Annotated in this window: 24 protein-coding genes and 1 tRNA gene; 19 read left to right on the forward strand and 6 right to left on the reverse strand. The window is 56.0% G+C overall.

From position 1 onward, the window contains the following. The first annotated feature begins 193 nt into the window (after positions 1–193). From rpsB to K325_RS0117650, 16 genes are all read left to right on the forward strand, one after another. Positions 194–946 carry a 30S ribosomal protein S2 gene (rpsB, locus tag K325_RS0117575; protein WP_029655571.1) on the forward strand — a complete coding sequence of 251 codons (753 nt, stop codon included), beginning with the start codon at positions 194–196 and terminating at the stop codon, positions 944–946. Between the two features lie 97 nt (positions 947–1,043). Next, complete coding sequence (tsf, locus tag K325_RS0117580; protein ID WP_029655572.1) at positions 1,044–1,913, forward strand: translation elongation factor Ts; 870 nt, start codon at positions 1,044–1,046, stop codon at positions 1,911–1,913. 181 nt (positions 1,914–2,094) lie between these two features. Next, a complete protein-coding gene (gene pyrH / locus K325_RS0117585) occupies positions 2,095–2,823 on the forward strand; it encodes a UMP kinase (protein WP_029655573.1) in 729 nt (242 codons plus the stop codon). Between the two features lie 69 nt (positions 2,824–2,892). Further along, positions 2,893–3,450 (forward strand): ribosome recycling factor, encoded by a 558-nt coding sequence (gene frr / locus K325_RS0117590; RefSeq protein WP_029655574.1) that lies wholly within the window; start codon positions 2,893–2,895, stop codon positions 3,448–3,450. A 62-nt stretch (positions 3,451–3,512) separates the two neighbouring features. Further along, complete coding sequence (uppS, locus tag K325_RS0117595; RefSeq protein WP_029655575.1) at positions 3,513–4,283, forward strand: polyprenyl diphosphate synthase; 771 nt, start codon at positions 3,513–3,515, stop codon at positions 4,281–4,283. Positions 4,284–4,302: 19 nt separating this feature from the next. Beyond that, positions 4,303–5,148, forward strand: coding sequence for a phosphatidate cytidylyltransferase (locus K325_RS0117600; RefSeq protein WP_029655576.1), 846 nt, complete (start codon positions 4,303–4,305; stop codon positions 5,146–5,148). Next, positions 5,145–6,329 (forward strand): 1-deoxy-D-xylulose-5-phosphate reductoisomerase, encoded by a 1,185-nt coding sequence (ispC, locus tag K325_RS0117605; protein ID WP_029655577.1) that lies wholly within the window; start codon positions 5,145–5,147, stop codon positions 6,327–6,329. The genes K325_RS0117600 and ispC overlap by 4 nt, the downstream gene beginning before the upstream one ends. Before the next feature lie 49 nt (positions 6,330–6,378). Further along, positions 6,379–7,728 carry an RIP metalloprotease RseP gene (rseP, locus tag K325_RS0117610; RefSeq protein ID WP_029655578.1) on the forward strand — a complete coding sequence of 450 codons (1,350 nt, stop codon included), beginning with the start codon at positions 6,379–6,381 and terminating at the stop codon, positions 7,726–7,728. A gap of 45 nt (positions 7,729–7,773) precedes the next feature. Further along, positions 7,774–10,092: an outer membrane protein assembly factor BamA gene (bamA, locus tag K325_RS0117615; protein WP_029655579.1), complete on the forward strand. Its 2,319-nt coding sequence runs from the start codon at positions 7,774–7,776 to the stop codon at positions 10,090–10,092. Positions 10,093–10,135: 43 nt separating this feature from the next. Then, on the forward strand, positions 10,136–10,633 hold the full coding sequence (locus K325_RS0117620; protein WP_029655580.1) for an OmpH/Skp family outer membrane protein: 498 nt from the start codon (positions 10,136–10,138) through the stop codon (positions 10,631–10,633). A 39-nt stretch (positions 10,634–10,672) separates the two neighbouring features. Next, the gene (lpxD, locus tag K325_RS0117625; protein ID WP_029655581.1) at positions 10,673–11,698 is read left to right on the forward strand and encodes a UDP-3-O-(3-hydroxymyristoyl)glucosamine N-acyltransferase; all 1,026 of its coding nucleotides are present in this window, start codon (positions 10,673–10,675) and stop codon (positions 11,696–11,698) included. A gap of 11 nt (positions 11,699–11,709) precedes the next feature. Beyond that, positions 11,710–12,147 carry a 3-hydroxyacyl-ACP dehydratase FabZ gene (gene fabZ, locus K325_RS0117630; protein WP_029655582.1) on the forward strand — a complete coding sequence of 146 codons (438 nt, stop codon included), beginning with the start codon at positions 11,710–11,712 and terminating at the stop codon, positions 12,145–12,147. Then, the gene (lpxA, locus tag K325_RS0117635; protein ID WP_029655583.1) at positions 12,147–12,938 is read left to right on the forward strand and encodes an acyl-ACP--UDP-N-acetylglucosamine O-acyltransferase; all 792 of its coding nucleotides are present in this window, start codon (positions 12,147–12,149) and stop codon (positions 12,936–12,938) included. Before fabZ ends, lpxA begins: the two co-directional genes overlap by 1 nt. 42 nt (positions 12,939–12,980) lie before the next feature. Continuing rightward, positions 12,981–14,138 carry a lipid-A-disaccharide synthase gene (gene lpxB, locus K325_RS0117640; protein ID WP_156836632.1) on the forward strand — a complete coding sequence of 386 codons (1,158 nt, stop codon included), beginning with the start codon at positions 12,981–12,983 and terminating at the stop codon, positions 14,136–14,138. Next, a complete protein-coding gene (gene rnhB / locus K325_RS0117645) occupies positions 14,138–14,809 on the forward strand; it encodes a ribonuclease HII (protein WP_029655585.1) in 672 nt (223 codons plus the stop codon). Before lpxB ends, rnhB begins: the two co-directional genes overlap by 1 nt. A gap of 69 nt (positions 14,810–14,878) precedes the next feature. Further along, positions 14,879–14,955 (forward strand) — tRNA-Met (locus K325_RS0117650). Between the two features lie 101 nt (positions 14,956–15,056). On the opposite strand, the gene K325_RS0117655 is transcribed toward K325_RS0117650, so the two are convergent. Next, on the reverse strand, positions 15,057–16,748 hold the full coding sequence (locus tag K325_RS0117655; RefSeq protein WP_029655586.1) for a purple acid phosphatase family protein: 1,692 nt from the start codon (positions 16,746–16,748) through the stop codon (positions 15,057–15,059). A 267-nt stretch (positions 16,749–17,015) separates the two neighbouring features. Here K325_RS0117655 and K325_RS18840 point away from each other — a divergent pair, with 267 nt between their 5' ends. Then, complete coding sequence (locus tag K325_RS18840; RefSeq protein WP_228128488.1) at positions 17,016–17,441, forward strand: fibronectin type III domain-containing protein; 426 nt, start codon at positions 17,016–17,018, stop codon at positions 17,439–17,441. 14 nt (positions 17,442–17,455) lie between these two features. On the opposite strand, the gene K325_RS18845 is transcribed toward K325_RS18840, so the two are convergent. The 5 genes from K325_RS18845 to K325_RS0117680 all read right to left on the reverse strand — a co-directional run bounded on the left by K325_RS18845 (position 17,456) and on the right by K325_RS0117680 (position 24,684). After that, positions 17,456–18,931 carry a PAS domain-containing sensor histidine kinase gene (locus K325_RS18845; RefSeq protein ID WP_338047448.1) on the reverse strand — a complete coding sequence of 492 codons (1,476 nt, stop codon included), beginning with the start codon at positions 18,929–18,931 and terminating at the stop codon, positions 17,456–17,458. After that, the gene (locus K325_RS18850; protein ID WP_228128489.1) at positions 18,897–19,970 is read right to left on the reverse strand and encodes a CHASE2 domain-containing protein; all 1,074 of its coding nucleotides are present in this window, start codon (positions 19,968–19,970) and stop codon (positions 18,897–18,899) included. The genes K325_RS18845 and K325_RS18850 overlap by 35 nt, the downstream gene beginning before the upstream one ends. Positions 19,971–20,042: 72 nt before the next feature. After that, the gene (locus K325_RS0117670; RefSeq protein WP_029655588.1) at positions 20,043–21,677 is read right to left on the reverse strand and encodes a FecR family protein; all 1,635 of its coding nucleotides are present in this window, start codon (positions 21,675–21,677) and stop codon (positions 20,043–20,045) included. Beyond that, complete coding sequence (locus K325_RS0117675; protein WP_029655589.1) at positions 21,670–22,398, reverse strand: response regulator transcription factor; 729 nt, start codon at positions 22,396–22,398, stop codon at positions 21,670–21,672. Before K325_RS0117675 ends, K325_RS0117670 begins: the two co-directional genes overlap by 8 nt. 120 nt (positions 22,399–22,518) lie before the next feature. Beyond that, entirely contained in the window at positions 22,519–24,684 is a 2,166-nt protein-coding gene (locus K325_RS0117680) for a DNA topoisomerase III (RefSeq protein WP_029655590.1), read from the reverse strand. Positions 24,685–24,827: 143 nt separating this feature from the next. On the opposite strand from K325_RS0117680, the gene K325_RS0117685 reads away from it, so the two are divergent. Beyond that, positions 24,828–25,184 (forward strand): BolA family protein, encoded by a 357-nt coding sequence (locus K325_RS0117685; RefSeq protein ID WP_029655591.1) that lies wholly within the window; start codon positions 24,828–24,830, stop codon positions 25,182–25,184. Continuing rightward, positions 25,181–25,804 carry an L-threonylcarbamoyladenylate synthase gene (locus K325_RS0117690; RefSeq protein WP_029655592.1) on the forward strand — a complete coding sequence of 208 codons (624 nt, stop codon included), beginning with the start codon at positions 25,181–25,183 and terminating at the stop codon, positions 25,802–25,804. The genes K325_RS0117685 and K325_RS0117690 overlap by 4 nt, the downstream gene beginning before the upstream one ends. Positions 25,805–25,809: the final 5 nt, after the last annotated feature.

A 25,809-nucleotide genomic window follows, 5' to 3' on the forward strand; every position in this document is an offset into this window, starting at 1 on the left:
CTACAAGGAAGGGGTTAAAGTAATGGTATTGGGTTGGTGATTTGTGGTATAAACGCGCCGCCGGAAACGAATCCGGCAAATTCACACACGTGTCGGCACGTTGTCCCAGGGTGCCTTGTCTGTTACTGAAACAGGTCAGGTTGGGGCAATCGGACGCGTGGAGGACTAACCCGAAGCTAATAAGGTAACTATCATGGCTCAGGTAAATATGCGTGACCTGCTCAAGGCAGGTGCTCACTTTGGTCACCAGACTCGCTACTGGAACCCGAAAATGTCGAAGTTCATCTTCGGCGCCCGCAACAAGATTCATATCATCAACCTGGAGCAAACTGTTCCGGCCATGAATGAAGCGCTGAACTTCATTCAGTCTCTGGCTGAGAACAAGAACAAGATCCTGTTTGTTGGTACCAAGCGCGCGGCTTCCAAGATTGTCAAGGAAGAAGCGCTGCGTTCTGGTCAGCCATACGTTAACCACCGCTGGTTGGGTGGTATGCTGACCAACTACAAAACCATTCGTCAGTCTATCCGTCGTTACCGTGATCTGGAGACCCAGAGCCAGGACGGTACTTTTGACAAGCTGACCAAGAAAGAAGCCCTTGAACGTACCCGTGAGATGGACAAGCTTGAGCGTTCCATCGGCGGTATCAAGGACATGGGCGGCCTGCCTGATGCTCTGTTTGTAATTGACGTTGATCACGAGCGTATCGCCATCAAGGAAGCCAACAAGCTGGGTATCCCTGTGATCGGTGTGGTTGATACCAACAGTGATCCGGACGGTGTGGACTACGTGATCCCGGGTAACGATGACGCCATTCGCGCTATCCAGATTTACGTTCAGGCTGTTGCTGACACTTGTCTCGAAGCTGCTCAGTCTGCCGGTACCGGTGCTGACGAGTTTGTTGAAGTCAGCGAAGACGCCGAAGGCGCTGCTCCGGCTGCCGAGTAACATCCAGGCTTAACGTTTGAGTTGTAAGGTATGCCTGCCTGTTGGTTCAGGCATACCTGCTTTCCCACCGAATTCGGAAAAGACAAGAGGATTGAACATGGCTGCAATTACCGCTGCAATGGTCAAAGAGCTGCGTGAGCGTACCGGCCTTGGCATGATGGAGTGCAAAAAGGCACTGGTTGAGGCTGACGGCAGTGTTGAAGCTGCGATCGAAGAGCTGCGCAAGTCTTCCGGTCTGAAGGCCGCCAAGAAAGCTGGCCGTACCGCTGCTGAAGGTGTGTCTCTGGTTAAGGTGTCTGATGACAACACCGTGGCTTACATTCTGGAAGTGAACTCCGAAACCGACTTCGTCGCTCGTGATGACAACTTCATGAACTTCGCCAACGACGTTCTGAACGTTGCGTTCGAAAAAGGCGAAACCGACGTTGCCAAGCTGATGGAAGGCGATCTGGAGTCCAAGCGTGAAGCGCTGGTTCAGAAAATCGGTGAGAACATCACCGTACGTCGTATCGTAAAAGTTGAAGGCCCGGTTGTGGGTGGATACGTGCACAGCAACAACAAGATTGCGTCTGTTGTTGCTCTGACTGCAGGTAACGAAGAGCTGGCTCGCGATATCGCCATGCACGTTGCTGCTGTTAACCCGCGCGTAGGCAAGCCGGACGAAATGCCGGCGGAAGAGCTTGAGAAAGAAAAAGAGATCATCAAGGCCCAGCCGGATATGGAAGGCAAGCCTGAAGAGATCGTTGAAAAAATGATGGGTGGCCGTATCAAGAAGTTCCTGGCGGAAAACAGCCTGGTTGAACAGCCGTTTGTCAAAAACCCTGACCAGAAAGTGAGTGATCTGATCAAGGCTGCCGGTGGCGACCTGGTTGGCTTCGTTCGCCTGGAAGTGGGTGAAGGCATTGAGAAAGAAGAAGTGGATTTTGCTGCTGAAGTAGCTGCGGCTGCTGGCACTGGCAAGGCCTGATCCCTCTTCCTGGCGCCACCGCGCAATGCGGTAGCGCTACCTGAGTCTGCCACGTCAGCCGGGTTCGCCCGGCTTTCGTGGCGGGCTTGTATCTGAGATACCCCTTTTTTGAGGGATATGTCAGATACAAGCCTGCAACGGGTTTGACGCCGGATAGCCAACAGACGAAAAGGGGATCACCATGCCGACATCTTCGAAAAACCAGCCCAGATACAAGCGTGTTCTGCTCAAACTCAGTGGTGAAGCCCTGATGGGAGAGCACGATTTCGGTATAGATCCCAAGGTTCTTGATCGGATGGCACTGGAAATTGGTGCCCTGATTGGTATTGGTGTTCAGGTAGGTCTTGTGATCGGTGGTGGCAACCTGTTCCGCGGAGCAGCGTTGAGTGCTGCGGGGCTTGATCGTGTGACCGGAGACCATATGGGGATGCTGGCTACGGTCATGAATGGCCTGGCCATGCGTGACGCTCTTGAGCGTTCGAACATTCGGACCCGGGTTATGTCTGCAATCCCTATGAGCGGAATTGTGGAGCATTATGATCGTCGTCGTGCCGTCAGAGACCTGAAAGAAGGCGATGTGGTGATTTTCAGTGCCGGGACCGGCAATCCGTTCTTCACAACCGATTCCGCAGCCTGTCTGCGTGGTATTGAGATTGAGGCGGACGCAGTGCTGAAAGCAACTAAGGTTGACGGCGTTTACTCGGCTGACCCCCACCTTGACCCTACCGCAGAAAAATACGATCACCTGACCTATGATGAGGTTCTGGACAAAAAGCTCGGCGTGATGGATCTGACTGCCATCTGTCTGGCTCGGGATCATGGTATGCCGCTGCGGGTTTTTGATATGAGTCGCCCCGGTGTTCTGACCCGTATCGTGACCGGGGAACGGGAAGGCACGTTGATTGAATAAGTCGAAGGCTGGCGAGAGACAGCGCCGGCCTTCCGAAAAGAACCAGACGAACGAATTGAGGAAGCTGACGTGATTAATGACATCAAAGCTGAAGCCGAAAAGAAGATGACTAAGAGCCTCGAGGCTCTGCATTCGGCTTTTAACAAAATCCGTACCGGACGAGCCCATCCCGCCATTCTGGACAGCGTGATGGTTAACTACTACGGTCAGGAAACGCCGCTGAAACAGGTGGCCAGCGTGAACGTTGAAGATAACCGGACCCTGACCGTTTCGCCGTGGGAAAAGAACCTGGTGCCCACCATTGAAAAGGCGATCATGACTTCTGATCTGGGGCTGAACCCAGCCACCACCGGCGACCTTATTCGGGTGCCTATGCCGATGCTGACAGAGGAAACCCGAAAAGAAATGGTCAAGCAGGCCAAAGCTGACGCTGAGCACGGTCGGGTTTCTGTACGGAATGCGCGTCGTGATGCCAACAACATGCTCAAAGATCTCCTCAAAGAAAAGGAAATCAACGAGGACGACCAGCGACGCGGCGAAGATGAAATTCAGAAGCTCACCGACAAGTACATCGCTGAAGTCGAAAAGATGTTGAAGTCGAAGGAAGAGGACCTGATGGCGGTTTAATCGCCTGGGTTCATTCAGGAGCAGGATGAGCGGCGAGGTTAACCCGCCGCACAGAGGATTTCATGACGGTAAAAGTATCCGCAGAGATTCCGGTGACAGCTGATGCTCGTCCCCGGCATGTGGCCATTATCATGGATGGCAATAATCGCTGGGCGAAAGCGCACCGGCTTAAGGGAGTAGCAGGTCACAAGGCAGGAGTGGATGCGGTTAAGGCCGTTGTGGAAACTTGTGCCAGAGAAGGGGTAGAGGTGCTTACCCTGTTTGCCTTTTCCAGTGAGAACTGGCGTCGGCCTAAGGATGAAGTGTCGGCGCTGATGCGTTTGTTCCTGATTGCGCTGGAGCGGGAGGTTCGCAAGCTCCATCGCAACAACATCCGTTTGCGTATCATTGGTGATCGCTCGGCTTTCAACCCGGCTCTTCAGGAGCATATGGAGAAAGCGGAGGCGCTCACCCGCGATAATACCCGCATGACGCTGGTGATTGCGGCTAATTACGGTGGCCACTGGGACATTGCGCAGGCGACCCGCAAGTTGGCGGGGCAAGTTCGTGCTGGTCAGCTGGAACCATCGGACATCACCGACGACCTGATTCAGGAGAACCTGAGCATTGGAGATCTCCCGATGCCGGATCTGCTGATCCGGACCGCAGGGGAGCAGCGCATCAGCAATTTCCTGCTCTGGCATCTGGCTTACACCGAGTTTTATTTCTCTGAGGTGTTCTGGCCGGACTTCAAGGGTGACCAAATGCTGCTGGCTCTGGACGCCTACGCTCGCCGCCAGCGCCGTTTCGGGCAGACCGACGACCAGATTGCTGCTCGCGCTGCACAACAATAACGATCAAGCGACCAATACCGTGCTTAAAACCAGAATCATCACTGCGCTCATCCTGGCACCGATTGCAATTGGTGGTATTTTCTTTCTTCCGCCGATGGGTTTTGCCTTGTTTACCGGTGCCATCATTACCCTGGGTGCCTGGGAATGGGCAAATATGTCCGGGATTGAACATCAGGCCGGTCGGGTAGCTTATGCGGCTGCGTTGGCTCTGCTGCTTTTTGTTTTGAAAGGCGTGCCAGCACTTGCAGTGCTCTGGATGGCCGTTGCCTGGTGGCTGGTGTGTTTCTGGCTGGTAAAACAGTACCCGGGGGGCTCGGATCGTTGGGGCCCGGTGCCCGTTCGGGCGTTGATGGGGGCTATGGTGCTGATCCCTGCCTGGGTTGGCTTGAACCACCTTCGCAATGGCGGGTTCCAGTTCGGTGATGTGGACAACAGTCTGCTGGTTATTCTCTACATCTTTCTGGTGGTGTGGGTGGCTGATATTGGTGCCTATTTCGCAGGCCGTGCCTTCGGAAAGGCGAAACTGGCACCCAGGGTCAGCCCAGGGAAATCCTGGGCTGGCGTATGGGGTGGGCTGGTTGCCGTGGCACTTCTGGCAATGGTGGCCAGCGTGTGGGCGGATGCCGGAATGGCTGAGGCGTTCCTTTTGGTCATTGCCAGTCTTGCCACAGGGTTTGTGTCGGTTCTGGGAGACCTTCTTGAAAGTATGCTCAAGCGTTTCCGGGGGATTAAAGACAGTAGCCAGTTACTACCCGGCCATGGGGGCATCATGGATCGTATTGACAGTCTTACGGCGGCCATTCCGGTGTTTGCTCTGATGATTACGCTGCTGGGCTGGCTGACAGCAGGTCAGATTCTGGTATGACCAAGCGCACGATAACTATTCTGGGGGCGACGGGGTCTATCGGTCTAAGCACTCTGGATGTGGTTCGAAGACATCCTGATCGCTTTTCGGTTCACGCGTTGACTGCGGGAAGCCGTGCCGATGAGCTGGCGGTTCTGTGCCGGGAGTTCAGGCCTGCCGTGGCGGTTATGGCGTGTGATGTGGCCGCGGAGCGTCTGAGGGCCCTGCTGGCAGATCTGCCGGAGACAAGGGTGCTGTCGGGAGAGTCAGGTCTGTGCGACGTGGCATCCGCGACTGGCTCGGACACGGTGATGGCCGCTATTGTCGGCGCGGCGGGGCTGGCCCCGACGCTGGCCGCCGTGCGTGCCGGAAAACGCGTTCTGCTGGCCAACAAGGAAGCTTTGGTGATGTCTGGCCAGTTGTTCATGGATGCCGTCGAGCAGCATGGCGCAGAATTGCTGCCGATTGATTCTGAGCATAACGCGATCTTCCAGTGCATGCCGCCGGACAAGGTTCGCGACCCCCGCAGCGCGGGCGTTACCCGGATCCTACTGACCGCCTCTGGCGGGCCGTTCCGTGAGTACGCCGAAAAAGATTTGAGAACCGTCACGCCAGAGCAGGCCTGCGCCCACCCGAACTGGTCAATGGGGCAGAAAATCTCCGTGGATTCGGCCACTCTGATGAACAAAGGGCTGGAGCTGATTGAAGCCTGCTGGTTGTTCAACACATCGCCGGACCATGTGCAGGTGCATGTCCATCCCGAAAGCATTATTCACTCAATGGTTGAGTACGCCGATGGTTCCGTTCTGGCGCAACTGGGCAGCCCGGATATGAGGACGCCAATTGCCAACGGGCTTGCCTGGCCGGAAAGGATTGATGCGGGAGTCGCACCGCTGGATCTGTTCGCCATTGGTCGATTTCATTTCGAGAGGCCGGATCTTCAGCGTTTCCCCTGCCTGAGATTAGCCGCAGAGGCGTTTGCGTCAGGAGGGACTGCCCCAGCAGTTTTGAACGCGGCCAATGAGGTGGCCGTTGCAGCGTTTCTTGAAGGCCGGCTGTGCTTTGCGGATATCCCCGTTATTATAGAGCGGACATTGGTGGCAATCGGTGTGGTGCCTGCGGACAGCTTCGAGACCATCTTTGAAAAAGATTCCGAAGCCCGCCAATGGGCCCGGGAACAGATCAGCCTGCTGGCTGTCTGATTCTGTCGGCCCCCACACTCTGCTAACTCAGCCATAAACCGGAACGTCTATGCAGATTATTCAAACCGTACTGGCACTGGCGCTTACGCTTGGTATTCTGGTAACCCTGCACGAATACGGTCATTTTTGGGTGGCGCGTCGGTGCGGAGTTAAAGTGCTCCGTTTTTCGGTCGGCTTTGGGAAACCGTTGTTTTCGTGGCATGACCGGCACGGAACCGAGTTTGCGGTTGCCGCTATTCCTTTGGGTGGCTATGTGAAAATGCTTGATGAGCGTGAGGGCCCTGTGCCAGAGCACCTTCGCGATCAGGCGTTTACCTCGAAACGCCCGTCTCAGCGTATTGCGATAGCCGCTGCCGGCCCCGTCGCTAACTTTCTGTTTGCAATCCTCGCCTACTGGGTACTCAGTGTTGTTGGTGTTACCACGGTTGCTCCTGTGGTTGGAGAGGTTGTCCAGGGGAGTGTTGCTGAACGGGTGGGGCTCGAGACGGGAATGGAAATTCACGCGGTTGACGGGCACCGGGTAACGTCTTGGCGAGACGTTAACATGCGTCTGCTTGAGCGGGCTGGCGAGCATGGTGATGTGTCGCTGGAGGTGTCACGGGACGGTTCCCGCGGTGACATTGCCGGCGCACTGGAAGGCTGGCGACTGAGCGATGACACCCCTAATCCGTTGGCTGAGTTCGGGATTTTTCCCTGGAGGCCAGATATCCCGGCCGTTCTGGGAGAGGTAACCCCGGATGGCCGGGCGAAGGCGGCCGGGCTGGAGCCCGGTGATCGGATTATTGCCGTGGATGGGGAGCCGGTGGACGACTGGTTTGCCCTGGTTGAGTTTATTCGAGCGTCGCCAGAGGAGCCTTTGGCGCTCTCGCTGGAGAGGTCGGGTCAGAGGCTGGATATCCCGGTCACACCGGCTTCGAAAACGTTAGAGGACGGTCAGACTATTGGCTATGTGGGTGCCGGTGTGGCGGCTGTAAACTGGCCGGATGACCTGTTGCGAGAAGTACGTTTCGGACCGTTAGCGGCCATCCCGAATGCGATAAACGAGACTTGGGCGGATACCCGCCTGACGCTCGTTGCGATCAAAAAGATGGTGACCGGTTTGTTATCGCCAACGAATCTCAGCGGCCCCATCACCATTGCCCGCGTTGCGGAGGCAAGTGTAAGCTCCGGTTTCGAGGATTTTGTTCGCTTTCTGGCGTATCTGAGCGTCAGTCTGGGCGTCCTTAACCTGCTGCCGGTGCCGGTTCTTGATGGTGGTCATATCGTTTACTACACCATTGAGGCCATTCGTCGAAAACCTCTTTCTGAGCAGGCTCAGGCCTTTGGATTACGAATTGGTATGGCTTTGATCCTGACTTTAATGGTGTTTGCTCTTTACAACGACCTGATGCGGTTGTGAGAATTGCGGGCTTCTTACCGCACATTAACCAGGCGAAATAACTGAATGAGACGTTCCCTTCTAGCTGTAGCCGTTGGCCTCGCGATTACCGCAACCGGTATGAAGCCAGCGCTGGCGGATGAATTCACGGTTGCGGATATTGAGGTCGAAGGCCTCCAGCGGGTTTCAGCCGGTTCTGTGTTTTCAGCCTTTCCGGTAAATATCGGCGAGCGCATGGACGAGACTCGGTTGGCTCGGGCGATCAAGGACCTGTTCCGGACAGGGCTGTTCACGGATATTCAGGCCAGTCGTGATGAAGGTGTTCTGGTCCTCTCGGTGCGTGAGAGGCCATCAATCTCTTCCATTGAGATTGATGGCAACAAGAACATTGAAACCGAAATGCTGATGGATGCTCTGGCCAGTGCGGGGCTGGAGGAAGGTCAGGTATTCCGGCGGGCGACATTGGAGAAACTGGAGCTTGAAATACTGCGGTCCTACATTGCTCAGGGCAGATACAACGCCCGGGTTAAGGCTACTGCAGAAGAGCTGCCCCGGAACCGTGTTGCCATTCGCCTGGACATCAATGAAGGTACCGTTGCAGCCATTCAGCACATCAATATCATCGGGAACGAAGATTTTACCGATGAAGAGCTGATCGATCTGTTCGAATTGCGTACCAGTAGCTGGTGGAACTCGCTGACCAACAAAGACAAGTATGCCAGGGAGCGACTGAGTGGCGACCTGGAATCGTTACGTTCCTTCTATCTCGATCGCGGGTATCTGGACTTCAGTGTTGAGTCCTCCCAGGTGTCGATATCCCCGGACAAGCAAGAAGTCTTTATTGCTATTGCGGTCGACGAAGGTCCGCAATACACCATTTCCGATATACGTCTGCGAGGCGAGTTGATCGTCGGTGAGGAAGAGCTGCGCAAGTTTATCCCGGTCGAGGAAGGGGATGTGTTTTCGCGAGCGCAGATGACCGCCATCTCCGAGACGCTGTCCTTCCGCCTTGGGCGTGAGGGGTATGCGTTTGCCAATGTCAACGCTGTGCCGGAGCCAGGTGAGGACAACACCGCTGCGGTTACTTTCTTTGTGGAGCCCGGAAAGCGGGCCTACGTTCGTCGGGTCAACTTTGAAGGCAACGTTTCAACGAAAGATGAAGTGCTGCGACAGGAAATGACTCAGATGGAAGGCGGCGTGGCCTCCTCAGATCGTATCGAGTTTTCCAAAACCCGGCTGGAGCGCCTCGGGTTCTTCCAGACCGTGGACGTTGAAACCGTTCCGGTGCCGGGTACCGATGATCTGGTGGATGTGAATTATAGCGTGCAGGAGCAGCCAACCGGCAGCCTGTCGGCTTCGGTCGGCTTTTCGCAAAACTCCGGTGTCATTCTGGGGGCGGCCGTTTCAGAGAATAACTTCTTCGGAACCGGTAAGCGGGTATCCTTTGGCGTTAACGTCAGCGATTCGGTCAAAAGCGCGAATATTTCTTATCTTGATCCGTACTTTACCGTAGATGGTGTGAGCCGTGGTTTCAGTTTGTTTGCGCGTGAAACCGACTACGAAGAAGAGGATATTTCCTCCTACCTGCTTGACGAATACGGTGGCCGGGTCACGTTTGGGTATCCCACGGATTCGATTACGCGTCTGAACTTCGGTGCCGGGGTGACTCAGTCCAACATTAAGCCGGGTGTTTTCTCTGCTCAGGAAGTGCGCGACTTCATTGACGATGAAGGAGATTCGTTCACCAATTACTTCCTGTTTGGCAGTTGGCGCCGCAGCACTCTGAACCGAGGTGTATTGCCAACGGATGGTTACAGTCACTCGTTGTCTCTGGATGTAGCCGTACCGGGTAGTGACCTGACGTTCTACAAGGCGACTCACAAGACAGATTTCTATTTCCCGTTGACGGATTCCTCCAAATGGATCTTCAGGGCACGAACAGAAATCGGATACGGCGATGGTTATGGTGATCGCAGCCAGATGCCTTTCTTCGAGCATTTTTATTCGGGCGGCTATGGCTCGGTTCGTGGTTACGAAGCAAACTCATTGGGGAACAAGGCGGAGAGAGCGGATGGAGATTATTCGGATCCCGATCCGTTTGGGGGGAACGTCCTGACCGAAGGTGGTCTTGAATTGATATTCCCGACGCCGTTTGCGGGTGACACGCGTTCGATGCGGACCTCGTTCTTCCTGGATGCAGGGCAGGTGTTCGACACTGAACGTGGCTTTGATCCTGAGTTGGGAGAGGTGCGGACCTCAGCCGGTATCAGCTTCCAGTGGATCACCGCAGTTGGCCCTCTGGCTTTCAGTCTGGCTAAACCGCTGAACGATAAATCCGGTGACGACACCCAGGTGTTCCAGTTCTCGCTTGGACAAACCTTCTAACCAGTCACTAAAAAAAGAAAGAATGAAACAAAGGAGACGATTGATGAACCGTTTGATGACTCTGATCGGTGCCGCTTTGCTGGCCGTTTCAGCTCAGGCAACCGCGGAAACCCGTATTGGTGTGGTGGATCTGCGCCAGGCTCTGTTCTCATCTAATGACGCGCAGGCATTCAGTGAAAAGCTCCAGAAAGATTTCTCTGGCGATGAAACCAAAGTGCGTGAAGCCCAGGAAGCGGCAAGAGAGCTTAAAGACCGGCTCGAAAAAGACGGTGCCATGATGAATGAAAGTGAGCGGAACCAGTTGGCCGCCCAGTTTCAGGAGAAAGTTCAGGAATTCAATTTCCTGAAGCAACGGTTGGATGCCACAGTGAATCAGCGTAAACAGCAATTCCTCGAAGGCGCCCGGCCAGAAGTTGACGCCGCCGTCAAAGAACTTCTGGAGGAGAACGACCTGGATCTCATTCTTCCCAGTGAGGCCGTGGTGTACGTGAAGCCAGAAATGAACCTGACAGCCCAACTGCTGGAAAAACTGAACCAGTAATATTATGGGGCTCCCCGGCCCCGGTGTTTGGAGAAAACGATGACGCAGAAGTCCTACCGGCTTCAGGAGATTGCTGAGGTATTGGGAGCAAGTCTCCGGGGAGACCCCGATACCCTGATTTCCGGGCTCGCCACCCTGCAGGCAGCAGGCCCCGGCCAGATCAGCTTTCTGGCAAACCCGTCTTACGCCAAGTATCTGAAAGACACGGAGGCATCTGCTGTCATTGTGTCGAACGCGATGGCCGACGATGTTCCGACCAATGTCCTGTTACTCGATAATCCCTATCTGGGCTATGCTCATCTGAGTCATTGGTTTGATCCAGCGCCCAAGGCGCTGCCCGGTGTGCACCCCACCGCGGTCGTGGATGAAACTGTCTGTCTTCCCCCGTCTGTCTCCATCGGTCCTCATGCTGTCATTGAGGCCGGCGCCCGTATTGGTGAACGGGTGGTTGTCGGGGCTGGTTGTTTTGTTGGCGCGCGGTCCTGTATTGGTGACGATACTCTGCTCAGGCCACGGGTAACGATTGCTCATGATGTTGTGATGGGGCAGCGCTGCCACATTCTGAGCGGCGCCGTCATCGGCTCCGATGGCTTTGGCTTTGCCAATGAAAAGGGAGCCTGGCACCGGATTGCTCAGTTAGGCGGTGTTGTTCTGGGCGATGATGTGGAAGTCGGGGCTAACACCACCATAGATCGCGGCGCTCTGGATAGCACTGTGATCGGCAACGGCGTCAAACTGGATAACCTGATTCAGATAGCGCACAACGTTCAGATTGGTGATCACAGTGCCATGGCCGCCAAGGTTGGCATTGCCGGAAGCACGCGTGTTGGCGAACACTGTGTGTTTGGTGGGGCCTCCGGCGTGGCAGGGCATTTGGAGATTGCCAGTCAGGTGCATCTGACGGGGATGACGCTGGTTACCGGTGATATCCGGGAGCCCGGAGTTTATTCATCTGGCACCAGCGCAGATACCAATCGGCAATGGCGCAAGAACGCGGTTCGTTTTCGTCAACTGGATGCACTGGCTCGACGGATTAAAGAACTGGAAAAGAAATTAGAGGGCTGAGGCCGATCAAGATGATGCATATCGATGAAATTCTGGAGTACCTGCCGCACCGTTATCCTTTTTTGCTGGTGGATCGGGTGACTGAGGTTGAGAAAGGTAAATCAATCAAAGGGTACAAGAACATCTCTTTCAATGAGCCGTTTTTTACCGGACATTTCCCCGGCAACCCCATCATGCCCGGGGTTTTGATTATCGAAGCGATGGCTCAGTTGTCCGGAATTCTCGGTTTTGTGACTGTGGAACGGAAACCGTCAGATGGCGTGGTACAATATTTGGCCGGATCAAGCAAGGCGCGCTTTAAGCGCCCCGTCTTGCCGGGTGACCGCCTGGAGATGGAGTCTGAATTCATTTCCGGCAAACGCGGTATCTGGAAATTTGATTGCCGAGCCCTCGTTGATGGCGAGGTTGTGTGTGTGGCAGAAATTCTCACCGCTGAGAGAGAAGTTTGATGGCGACAAATGACTGGTCGGGTGTCCATCCTCAAGCGATAGTAGACCCGTCAGCCAAACTGGCGGACAACGTTACGGTGGGCCCATGGAGTTACATTGGGCCGGACGTTGAGATTGGTGAGGGCACTGAAGTTCTCTCCCACGTTGTCATCAAAGGGCCGACGGTTATCGGGCGCAATAATCGGATCTTCCAGTTCTGTAGCATTGGAGAAGAGTGCCAGGACAAAAAGTACGCGGGAGAGCCAACCCGGTTGGTGATTGGTGACAACAATGTTATCCGGGAAAACTGCACAATCCACCGCGGTACGGTTCAGGATCGAGGTGAGACCCGGATCGGACATGACAATCTCCTGATGGCCTATGTGCACGTGGCGCATGATTGTACCGTGGGAAATCACACCATCCTTGCAAACTGCGCGACCCTCGCAGGGCACGTCAGTGTTGGAGACTATGCCATCCTTGGGGGAGGCACGATGGTTCACCAGTTCTGTCATATCGGCCCTCATAGCATGGCGGCCGGGGGCAGTATCGTGCTCAAGGACATTCCTGCGTATGTGATGGCGAGTGGTCAGTCGGCGCAGCCCCATGGTATGAATGTTGAAGGGCTCAAGCGTCGCGGGTTTTCCAAGGATGCTCTTCTGGCCCTTCGTCGTGCGTACAAAGTGGTCTATCGACAGGGGTTGACGACCGAGCAGGCCATTGAGGAACTGGAGCGCGGTTTCTCAGATATGCCAGACGTCCGCCCGCTGATTGATTCGCTCAAGGGAGCGGATCGCGGCATCATTCGTTAAGTTGGCGGGAGTCGTCTGCTGGTGATCAGTCCGGAGACTTCCGTGGTCTCAAATCAGAAAAAAACCATTGCAATCATTGCGGGCGAGGCATCTGGAGACATTCTTGGTGCCGGCCTGATTCGTGCGTTGCGCAAGCGCTACCCCCAGGCACGTTTTGTTGGAATCGGCGGAGATGAAATGATCGCCGAGGGTTTCCATTCGCTTGTGCCCATGGAAAGGCTTTCTGTGATGGGGTTGGTGGAAGTGCTTGGTCGTATTCGAGAACTGTTCCGCATTCGTGCCCGTCTTCTTGATTATTTTTTTACCACTCCTCCTGACGTCGTCATTGGTATCGACTCTCCGGATTTTACGCTCGGGATTGAGCGCCGGTGCCGCGAGTTTGGCATTCCTTCAGTTCACTATGTAAGCCCGTCGGTTTGGGCGTGGCGCCAGAAGCGTATCTTCAAAATTGCCAAATCTGTTGATCTCATGCTGACGCTGTTTCCTTTCGAAGCTCGTTTTTATGAAGAGCACAATGTACCTGTGGCCTTCGTTGGGCATCCTCTGGCTGATCGCATTGATCTGGAGCCGGGTACGGCAAGTGCGCGAGCGAGTTTGGGGTTGGAACCCGAAAAGCCAGTGCTGGCAATATTGCCTGGAAGTCGCAGCGGTGAAGTTGAACGATTGGGGGCTCTGTTTCTTGAGGCTGCTCGTTGGCTGCAGGCGCGACGCTCGGATGTTCAGCTGGTTATTCCTTGTGTTAACCGTGAGCGGGAGAAGCAGGTGAGCGAGCTGGTCGCGTCTCTTGAGGTAAGCCTGCCGTTGACGCTGGTGCGTGGGCGCTCAAGAGAGGTTATGGCCGCCAGTGATGTGGTGCTCCTTGCATCCGGTACGGCAACGCTGGAAGCGATGTTGCTCAAAAAACCGATGGTTGTTGGGTACCGGTTGAGTAATTTCAGTTACAAGGTGTTGAGCCGTTTGGTCAGCGTGCCCTGGGTGGCGTTGCCTAACCTGCTGGCGCAGAAGGCGCTGGTGCCAGAATTATTGCAGGATGAGGCCACGCCCGAAAAGCTGGGCGAAGCGGTTCTTGAAAGACTGGAGAACGATCAGGAGCGCTCGCGTTTGCAAGCGGCGTTTCTGGAGTTGCACCAAACGCTCCGGCAGGGGGCGGATGAGCGTGCGGCCAGCGCCATTTCGGCACTGATGGAATCTCGAAACTGATGGCGACCATAGTGCTTCCGCCTTTTGAGTGCGCCTACAAAGGTTCGTTGTTGGCGGGGGTCGACGAGGTTGGGCGTGGTCCATTAATTGGAGCTGTGGTGACGGCAGCGGTGATTCTGGACCCTGAGCGTCCGGTGTCTGGGCTGGCGGATTCCAAAAAACTGACTGAGAAAAAACGCCTTAGCTTGTACGATGAAATTCTGGAGAACGCGGTGGCCTGGAGTCTGGGGCGCTGCGAAGCCAGCGAAATCGATCGGATTAATATATATCAGGCGACCATGTTGGCCATGAAGCGGGCCGTTGAGGGGTTATCGGTCCCACCGGAGTATGTTCTGGTGGACGGCAACCGATGTCCCGACTGGCGCTGGCCTTCGGAGCCTGTGGTAAAAGGGGATAGCCGGGTTGACGCGATCAGTGCCGCTTCTATTCTGGCTAAGGTCACTCGGGATCGTGAAATGGAAGCCCTTGAACAGCGTTATCCGGGGTATGGATTGGCGCAGCACAAGGGATACCCAACGCCGGTGCATCTGGCAGCGCTGAAGCGGCTTGGTGTGACCCCGGAGCACCGGCGTTCCTTTCGGCCGGTAGAGCAGGCCCTGGAAACGTCAGGAGTTTATGGCGGAGAACCGGAGCTGAGCTACGCTGGCGATTTATTTGAAAATATGGATTGACAGCGCGAGGGGGTGGCGTTAGTATACGCGCCACGTTGACAGGGGTGACCCTGTAAACAACCAGTTTGATGCGGGGTGGAGCAGTCTGGTAGCTCGTCGGGCTCATAACCCGAAGGTCGTTGGTTCGAATCCAGCCCCCGCTACCACTTGAAAAGGCAGATCAGTAACGACTGATCTGCCTTTTTTTCGTTTTGAGGATTGGTTGTATTGAGTTACCGGGGGCGTGTGTGCCCCCGGCAATCCTGAGTTATCGATCAACCAGAATTCGAACGACCTTGTTGTACTGCCGGTGTTCAAAGTCGCCTGTTGGTGTGCCGTTTTCGTCTGTTACCGGAAACACGTAGCGCGGGGTCATGATGACTTCATAGCCATAGTCTCCGCTGGGGCGTACATCCACTTCGAGGAAGCCGTAGTGTTTTCCGCCATCGATCAATTGCTTGCCGTTCCACATTTCCGGGACATCTCCATGAGCGCTCCAGTGTGTTTCCTGGGCCTCGGTGGGGAGAAGGTCAAATGGAACGTATGTGGTGGTTGGCGGGTAGCCTGGGCCTCTCAGGCCGTCACCGGCAAAGCCGACATCCCAGTAATGGACGCCATTGATCCTGACATACTCGAGCAACTCGTCGTGTCCTGAGATAACCGCCGTTACGCCGTAGCGTTCGAAAATCTCTTTGTAGACCCGCATGGGGACGCCAGACTGATTGTCTTCGCCATTGGCAATGCCGGCGCTACCGGATGGCATGCTGTGCACTCCGGTACCAAAGGCCGTATGGTGAAACTGGACGAAAATGATCTGGCCCTGAGCCTGGGCGTCTGCCAGTTCCCTGACAGCCCAGTTCCATTGCTCGCTCCCTGGGTTGAAATCAGGTACGCGAGATTCCGTACCGTCAATCATAAGGTTGGTGTCCTGGCTTGGGTCTGCGTCGTTGCCGTTTGACGAATCCAGTGTGATCAGCGTGACCGGGCCGTAGTCGGCGCGGTAGTAGCGCTTCTCGTAGCGTTCGTCGGTGGCGTAGTTCGACGGAAGGTCCCAGTAGGTGTTCCATTTGTCGTACGACAGCATTGAGGCTTGCGAGTTATAGCCGGGAGCCTCTGGGTGCCAGTAGTTTTCGTGGTTGCCCAGAGTGGGGAAGATCGGTGTGGTCGAAGCGAGGGTTCCCCATTCGCCGGCGCCATGCCGCCAGAATTCATCCCAATCCAGCTGCCGCCCGCCTTTTTCGACCAGATCACCCGCAATGACCCAGAAATTCGGGCTGCGCTCTGAGGCATATTTGAGGTTGGCTTTGTAGCCAGAGGTCTGATCTACGGCGTATTGGCGTTTGTAGGTGTCTGGATCGGTGCCTAGTTTTTCGCCTCCGATCGCCAGAGCGTTTGATGTCCAGCGAACGGTTTTCTGAGTTGACTCGGGTTCGGTTTCCATGTCTGACATGGCAATGAAGCGAACGGCTTGTCGGCTGCCGGTCATGGGCGCTGTTTTGAGTGTCGAGGTAAAGGTGTCGGCGCCGGGTTGTTTTACGGAGTACTCATACGCTGTGTTCGGGGTCAGCTTGTTGATTCTGACTGAGTGTTTGTAGCTCGGGGCAGGGGCTTCGCCCTCTGCGACCTCGGAATGGATGTCGCTGAAGTTGTTCTCCCCGTGAATGTACTCAATCTCTGAGCTGCCGTAGGAAAGGGCTTCAGCTAGTTCCGGTTTGGACGTGAACTCGCCAATGCCTTCAATGGTTACGCTGCCGGCGGCGCTGGAGTCGCTAAACCAGGTTACGGTCATTTCCGTTGATGAAGGGTTCTGGATGTACGGCAGCACGTGGTAGCGGCTGTCGGCCTCTGTGGGGATGGCAGGCTTCTCAGGCGGAGTATCAGATGAAGAGCTGGAGCCGCCAAAGCAGCCGGTCAGGGAGGTGACGGCCAGGGCCAGCGCCAGTTTTGGGTACAAGGACATTCGAATCATTTCCTGCTTCAAGGGATATTTTGAAATCGCCTGCGATGGTAAGTCCCAATTATGTCTTTGGTGTTACGGCTTTTTTTATTTCTTTCTCGATTTTCATGGAGTGTTTTACGGGTTTTTATTGCCTTGTGGTGACGGAAAAATGACGGTTTTTTATCTTTAAAAATGATGCCCATCTCATCATTATCAGCCTCGATTTTATAGACTCAGTCGAAATCGACGAAAAATTGGTGGTGAATAATAGTGAAACGCGTCATTTATATGTCAAAGGCATGGATTGCCGCGTTAGTTTTGGGAGTGGTGTTAACCGGTTGTGGAGGCGGAGGCTCCGGCGGTGATGGAGCAACCAGTCAGGCAGATACGTCGCCGGATTCCGGCAATAATGTTGGCAGTGTCGGACCTTCAGGGGAGCATTTTGCGGTCTTGAGCTGGTCTGCGCCGATGACTCGGGTGAACGGTGACTCCATTGCAATGGGGGAGCTGGAGCGCTACGTCATTCGTTACGGTCAGGACAGAGAGAACCTCTCCGGTGAAATCATGGTTAATGGTGCTGGTGTTGATTCCGACATGTCTTATGTGGTTGATAACCTTGGCGCGGGTACCTGGTACTTCACCATTCAGGTGCAGGACACGGCCGGGCTCTTGAGTGACCCCTCGGACCCGGTGAGTAAAACCATCCAGTCCTGAATCCGGGCGTCAGGTTAGTGCATCGGGTGGGCGATCGGGAGTTTGAGGGTGAATGTGGTGCCTTCATCCGGTTTTGAATCAACCGCGATGGCTCCCCGATGTTTCTCAACCACGGTTTTTACGAAAGACAGGCCAAGGCCTGTTCCGTGTATGCCAGAGACTTCACTTCGTTTTTGACGATGGTAGCGGTCGAACAGGTAAGGCAGTTCCTGAGGATCAATGCCATATCCTTCGTCAGAAATCGCCAGGCAGGCGAGGTGGGCTGCCTGATAGACGTGAACGCTGATCGCCGAGTCGCTGGGACTGTATTGCACCGCATTGGTCAGCAGATTGATGACCGCCCGTTCAAGCAGTTCTGCATTGCCTTTCAGCCAGAGATCCTCCGTTCCGGTCAATAAGATTGAAATGCCCTTTTCCTGAGCCTGCTCGCAGACGCTGTCCCGGGCATTTTCCACAATCGCCAGAAATTCACATTCATAGAATCGGGTTTCCGTGAGCTGTTCGGCACGGGCGAGCTGGACAAACTCTTCCGCGAGTTGGTAGCTGCGCCGGGCCAATCGTCCGAGCTGATCAAGCTGCCGGGCTTCGATATGGCCGGGGTTGCGTTTTAGCTGTTCGATCAGGGCAAGCTGGGATACGAGCGGCGAGCGAACGTCATGCGAAATAAAATCGATTGCTTCGCGGTGCTGGCGTTGCTGTTCACGGAGTTCGGAAATATCGGAAATGTTGGCGATGATGCCGAACTGCCGGGTATCCGGCAGTGCAAATGGTGCCAGGTGGATCAGGAAATCTTTGCCGTGAACGGTCAGGTCTGCATTCCGGCTTTGCTGCAGCGTCAGCGTCTCTGAGATGATTTCGTACCAGGGGGGCTGGTCTCGCGGGTCATAGCCTTCCAGAAGGGTGGTCAGTGGCATACCGCTAAGGCTTGGCATAGGCTCGCGGAACCAGTCTTCAATATGCCGGTTGGAAAACCGGATAACGCCGAGTTCGTCGGTCACAATGATGCCGTCTGGCATATGCTCGAAGCTGTGCCGGATGAACGATTGCATTTCGCCCAGTTTGCGAGTTGCCGCCCGAACCTTATGAATGCGGGCCGAAATGTTTTCGCTGGGCCGCGGGCGGATTTGATTCCCGGTCTGGCCATCCAGGTCCAGTTGGTTCAGATACAGCTGGATCAGCTCGCGACTGAGGTCGTTTGGCAGTGTCAGGCCCAACAGATAGCGGGTGTTTCCCCGAATCAGCTTTATCCAGCTCTGATTCTGCTGGTGTTGCCAGTGTCCGGGTACTTCGGTAGGGGGCGCCTGGGCCAGCGTCATGCCAGACACTTCGAGCAGTTCGTTATCACTGGCCAGTAACCATCCGGGCGGGTGAAACAGGGCTTGAAGATGGGTCAGAAGCTGTTGCGGGTGCCGGTTGGATGGTTCTGGCAGGGAGAGTTGTGGCGTTTGTGCCATTTCATCGAGTTGGCGGTTCATGAAGCGGTTGGTCATGGCCAGCCTGAGGCCGCTTGCGATGGGGATGGCTGCAATCGGCAGCACAAGGGCGCTGGCAACCGGAAGATGAACTCTGACCACAAACAGCATCATCAGGTAGGCCACTATCAGGCCGGCGGCAAGGGCGGTGCAGGCCAGTAATGTGGTCCCGGGGCGCAGTTTGGGTAGCAGGAGTGCCAGTAGAAGCAGGACAAGAAGATTCAGGGCCGGGGGGGGCCCAGTCTGGTGCCTGGCTTATCAGGAGGTGTTGTTGACTGGCGGAGAAGACGTTCGCGTGAAACTCCACCCCGGACATCGGCCGGCTCAGCCCCGAAAACGGCGTGGGCAGAATGTCACCGAAGCCGGCGGCCGTGGCGCCAACAAAGACTGTCTTGCCCGTGAACTCATCCTTGATGACTGGGTAATTCAGAATGTTGGCGTAGGAGTAAGTTGGGATGGTACCGGCTCCCCCGGCCAGCGGCACCAGACGGTAGTCTTGGCGAACATTGGTGTAACCGGGGAGTGGGGGGCTGCTCCGTCTCGGGTGCGGTTGCTCGGCTGCCAGAGACAGAGCGGGCCAGAGTTGTCCGGCCAGTCCGTTGTATAAATACAGGCCGCGGGCAACGCCGTCGTTGTCCAGTTCGATGTGGGCGTGGCCCAGGGCGGCCGTTTTACGTGTCAGGCTCGCCGTGGGCAGATGCTCGGTGATCATGCGTCCCCGGGTAGGGGCCGAGAGGTAGACCGGCAAGGCGACGCGGCCATGGCGTTCCATGGCTTCGGCCAGTGCGTTGTCGCCGGAGCCGGGCTCTGTAAAGAGTATGTCCATAACAACGGTGGCTGCGCCGGCCTGATGCAGCTTGTCGATCAGGGAGGCATGGAGGTCCCGGTCCCAGGGCCAGCGCCCCAGTTGTTCCAGGCTGAACTCGTCTATCGCGATAATGACAACGTTGTTGTCCACTGGCGCTGGCCAGGCGGTGATGGCCCGGTCGTAGACCCAGTCGTTCAGAGGATCGGGTAGCTTTGTAGCCTGGATCATAACCAGGGCGATAACAAGCATCAGGCCCAAGGACCAGGGTGTTGTTTTTATTGGTAACCAGTCCCTTCGCATTGGCCTTTATGTCGTTCGGTATTAGTCGAGATACAGCTCCCTGCCAGGGCCCCAGCGACTGGCTAGCGGGCCCTCGGAGAGGGCTTTAACGCGGACAAAATACCTTCTTCCGGGAATCAGACGCAAGGCCGCTGTGGTGTCTGAGATGTCGGCTTCCTTGATAATGTTGCGAAACCCGGGCTCCTCCGACAGCTGCAGCCGGTAGTCGACGGCCTGCTCAACGCTCTCCCAGAACACCCGAACCTGATTGTCCAGGTAATTGACGCTGATGATTCGAACGGGGGGAAGCGTGCCGTTCACGATGAGTTTTCGGGGTGAGGAGGTGGCAACTGAGCTGCCACCGGCTTCCGTAACCACCCGCCAGTAATATTGCCCGGGGCTGAGCGGGCGAGAGGGCAAGGCCCGGTTCTCCGGAGCCCATTCGCTGGTTGTCACGAGCCTGCGAAAGCTCTCGTCTTCCGAGATTTCCACGCGAGCGACCTCGTTGGTCCCGTTTAGCTGCCACAGGAATTCGGGCATATCATCGTTCACGCTTTCCCCGTCGGCTGGTGCTGTGAGGTCGGGGCTTCGGGCCTGAAGATCAACTTCCAGCTCTGCAATCTCCGGCATGCCCGCGATACCCTGGCGATCCAGTGCCGCCAGATGAATTTCGTAGGAGCCGTTGTCGAGTTGGGCGATGTCAAAGTGGGTGTCGGTGACTTCCCGGCTTTGCACCCAGGTGCCGGATCTCTGGTCAAAAATGTCCAGTCGGTAAGTGGGGAAGCCGTTGGCTTGCCAGGTAAGTTCTGCAGGTAGCCGGTTCAGGACCGGGGGCAGCGGCGTGATGGTGGGGGCCGGCGGGAGCTGGCGAATCTCCAGAGAGCCGCTGTCTACAGTGGAGACGCTGGCGCCATAGCCGGCTGGGATGCGGCGGGTCATTCCCGGTTTTCCGAAATCCACCACGCCTTCCGTCACCTGAACACGGCTACCGGTGGCACTGGCTCGCAAGGTAAACACTGTGCCCCGGACAGCGGCAACGGCAGATGGGGTCTCAATTTCGAAACGGGCGCCGCCTTCTATGATCGGCTGAACCCGGGTGTGGACTTCTCCCCGCTGAAGACGAAGCCGGGTATCAACCATCCCGGACTTTCCATACTGGGTGAGGCGATTAAACATCAAGCGGGAATTCGGGGAAATCCGGAGCTCTGAGCCATCGGCCAATCCAACCGTTGCAGAGCCGGCGCCGGAGAGAATTTCATCGCCCACCCGAACCACGGAGTCTTTGGCCAGAGGGAGTTTGCGCCCGTCAATCCCGGAAATGTGTTGTACATGGCCGGTGACCGAAATCACGCGGGCCGGTTCGGGCTGTCTCTTGAGCCAGTTGACGGGAATTCGGAGTGTGTCGCCGACACTCAGTTCGGTATTGCTGGCCAGACCATTGTGTTCCAGTAAGCGTTGGCGACTGGCGTTCTCAGAGAGCAGGGTCTGAACGACGCTGGCAATGGAGTCTCCCGGGCGCAGGGCATAGACCCATTCCGGGGCGCTTCCCTGAGAGGATGATGCGGTGGAGGCAGAACCTCGTGCAATGGAAAGTTCTGCTGCCAGTGAGACGGGTATTAACGCGGTAACAGCCGCGAAAATGAGTGTCCGCAGATGGTTACTGATAATGTCAGGCATCGGCAATGTGGTTGTTCCGAATCTCGTTCATGTCACCGGGCTTGATGGCCTCGAGCCTGTAGCCGCGCTGATAGATGGTTTTGATGCGAAATCCGTTTTCGGGGTTGAGCCCCAGCCTTCTCCGTAGCCGGCTCATATGGGTATCCACGGTTCGGGTGTTTATGTCCCGGGTCAGCCCCCAGACGCGTTCCAGAAGCATCTCACGGGTAAGCAGGCGGCCCTGGTTCTGGAACAGGAACAGGGTGAGGTCAAAATCCTTGTCAGTGAGCGACAGTGGTTCACCGTGAAGCTGGATTGTGCGTTGTCCGGTATTGATCTCGAAGGGGCCGTATACCAGCATTTCTTTTTCGCTCTCTGGATTGGAGCGGCGCGCCAGGGCGTTGATGCGTGCGACCAGTTCGGCCGCCCGGGCCGGTTTGGAAATGTAGTCATCGGCGCCTGCGTCCAAAGCACGAACGATGTCGGTTTCACTGTCTCGCTGGGTCAGGAAGATGGCTGGAACCGGCCAGTTCAGTTGGGCCCGGACGTTCTCCAGTACTTCGATGCCGGTCATATCCGGAATCTGCCAATCCAGAATGATGAGATCATAGCTACGGTGCAGTATCGCCCCGAGGAAAGACTGACCGGTTGGAAAGCTGTCACAGTGGTGCCCTCTTTCTGAGAGGATGGCCTGTACGTGCTGCGCCTGTTCGTGTTCGTCTTCCAGCAGAGCAATACGCATTGATCCTGGCCCTCGGTCGTTTTGCCTGGTTGGGTGTTCCGTTGCAGTTGCACTGGTGTGGGGTGAAGGTACCGTGCAATCACGGAATTATCCCAAAAAATGGGTTCTCATTCAGTATCGTTATGTAGAATTCCGTAAGCCCAAATCCGGTTTTCCATTGACGTCATTCACTGTTTGTCGGCAGGCCGGGAAATTACTGCAGCCCCAGAACCAGCCTTTTTTGCTGTGTCTTCGTACCAGCGGGGAAAAACAGTGGGGGCAGGGCACTGGTTTCTGGCTGGTGCCGTCCTGGGGCTGGTGGTCTTCCAGGGGGCGTGTACCGTTGCAGGACGGGTATCGTGTGCAGGCAAAAAAGGCACCGAACTTACCGTCTCTCCTGACCATAGGAGCCCTGCATTTAGGACAGTGCAGGGCGGGTTCTGAGGTCAGGGCGCCAGAATCCGGCGTCTGACGCCGATCCATCAGTTCGCGGATTTCCCGTTTGAGCGTTTCCAGAAAAAGCCTTGGATCGTCTTCTCCACGACGAATGCTTTCCAGAGTGGCTTCCCACACGGCTGTCCGGTCTGGCGTACGGATGGATGGCGGTAGCGCGGCAATCAGCGATTTACCTTTTTCGGTGGCGCGAATGAACCGCTTGTCCCGGAACAGATATTCCCGGCGAAACAGCGTATCAATAATGGCTGCACGGGTTGCTTCCGTTCCCAGTCCATCCGTTTCCCGAAGTGTTTTTCTAAGTTCACTGTCAGCTACAAATCGGGCAATGTTGGTCATCGCAGAGAGCAGCGTAGCGTCGGTAAAATGCTTGGGTGGCTGGGTTTTTCGTTCGTTGGTCTGCGCGTTGTTGCAGAGGACCGGGTCGTCTCTTTCCAGTCGGGGAAGTGGCGGCTTCTCAGGCTCCTGACCGGGCTCTTTTCTACGGATTTCCAGAGCCTTCCAGCCAGCTTCGGCAACGGCGGTCTCGGTGGCCCTGAACTGATGTTCCTGCACCGCCACGGTCAGCCGACCTTCGCGATGGACGGCGTCCGGAGCGAACTGCATCAGGTAATAGCGGCTGATCAGGTCGTAGACTTTCTGTTCCGAAGGCGACAGTTTTCCATTCGCGGTAGGGCGAACGGTTGGAATAATGGCGTGGTGCGCTTCGACTTTTTTGTCATTCCAGGCGGCGGATCGGCGCTCGGCCTCAGTGGAGTCGCAGAATCCGGCCAGCTCCGGAGACACCCGGCCTATGGCTTGGATAACCTGCTTTCTCTGCCCAAAGTGCTCCTCTGGCAAGTACCGGCAATCCGACCGCGGGTAGGTGATCAGCTGATGGCGCTCATAGAGGTTCTGGGCGGTATCAAGGACCTCTTTTGCTCCCATGCGGTACAGACGGCCGGCTTCAATTTGCAGGGCCGATAGTGAGAGAGGAAGTGGCGGTGCTTCGGGGCGGTCCCGGAAGCGAGCCTCTGTGATTCGCCCGGGGCGACCATGAACCGCCGCAACGATCTGCGAGGCAACGGAGGCGTTCAGCAGCCGGTTTTCTTCATCGAGATATTGCTGAAAGTCCTCACTGGGTAGCCAGCGTGCTGTAAACGGTCGCGGGTCTGCTTCTGGCTCGCTGGCCTGAAACGTCGCTTCGACACGGTACCAGGGTTTGGGTTCGAAATGTTCAATAGTATTGTCGCGTTCAACGACCAACCCGAGGACAGGTGTTTGCACCCGCCCCACGGAGTAGACGCCCTGCTCCCCCTGACTCTGATAACTGAGGGTGTAGAAGCGGGTAAGGTTGATGCCGTAAAGCCAGTCCGCCCGCTGCCGGGCCAGGGCTGAATGGGACAGGGGGCGAAAGTCCCTGTTGTCCTTGGGCGCCTGAATCGCCCGGGCCACCGCCTTGGGGGTGAGGTCGTTGATCAGAACCCGCTTGACCGGCACTTTTGCCCCGACATAGCGAATAATTTCGTCCACCAGCAGCTGACCCTCGCGATCCGGATCTCCGGCATGGGTAATCAGGTCCGCCTGGCGGATCAGGGCTTCAAGTACCCGGAATTGTTGGCGCACGCCGTCTTTGGGAACCAGTTGCCATGGATCTGGAAACATGGGCAGGTCTTCAAGACGCCATTTTTTCCAGGAAGGGTTGTAACGAGCAGGTTCTGCAGGCTCCAGCAGGTGGCCGATGCACCAGCTGACTGTGGCTGCTTCGGGGCCTTTGCCGCAGCGTATCCAGCCCTGACCTTTTTCGTGAGGAGTGGGAAGGGCTGCCACAATGGCTCTGGCCAGGCTCGGTTTTTCGGCAATATACAGGTGCATGGGTATCTGGGGTTGATTGCTGGCAGGGGAATGTGTCGGTTTGGTGCTTGGGTGTCAAGGGTTCCGGGGTGTAGTGTAGTAGACTGGTGTGGTTGGTCGCCGCGACAGGCCAGTATTATGCTTATGGTAGGAGCTAGTGAATGATGAAAGTACAGAAAAGCATTGAGGAGAAACTGGTCAACGGGTTTGACGCAAACGTGCTTGTGGTGGAAAACGAAAGCCACATGCACTCAGTGCCACCCAATTCGGAAACCCATTTCAAGGTGACGCTGGTGTCGGCAGATTTTGAAGGCCAGATGAAGGTGCGGCGCCATCAGGCAATCTACAAGGTACTGGCGGAAGAATTGGCGGGCCCGGTGCACGCGTTGGCTTTGCATCTTTATACACCGGAGGAGTGGCAGGCCAGTGGTGGGGCGACTCCGGATTCACCCAACTGCATGGGGGGCTCGAAAGGGGATTCGGGCATGGACAAAAAGCTTCAACAGGGAGCTAACGGATGAGCCAGTTTTTTCAGATTCACCCGGAAACACCACAGAAACGCCTGATCAAACAAGCCGTTGAAATTCTGCGTAAAGGTGGCGTCATTGTGTACCCCACAGATTCCGGTTACGCATTGGGATGCCATTTGGGTGACAAGCAGGCCGCAGACAGGATAAAACGGATCCGTCGCCTGGACGACAAGCACAACTTTACGCTGGTGTGTCGGGACCTGTCAGACATTGGTGTCTACGCGAAGGTTGATAACACCCAGTACCGGTTGCTGAAAAACTTCACACCCGGGCCTTACACGTTCATTCTTGATGCCACAAGCGAGGTGCCGCGTCGTTTGCTGCATCCCAAGCGGCGGTCCATCGGGGTTCGGGTACCAGACAATGAAATTGTCCGTGAACTGCTGGGAGAACTTGGTGAGCCGATCATGAGCAGTACGCTGATTCTGCCGGGTGAGGCCGAGCCGATGACGGATCCCTACGATATCCGGGAAACGCTGGAACACGAGCTCGACCTGATTATTGACGGCGGGTTCTGTGGGATGGAGCCAACCACCGTTGTTAACTTCACCGGAGATGTGCCGGAGGTAACGCGGGTAGGCAAGGGCGACCCTTCTCCCTTTCAGGACTGAGTCCG

Origin of the sequence: Marinobacter daepoensis DSM 16072 (assembly GCF_000421165.1) — a bacterium.
GTDB classification, from domain to species: Bacteria; Pseudomonadota; Gammaproteobacteria; order Pseudomonadales; family Oleiphilaceae; genus Marinobacter; species Marinobacter daepoensis.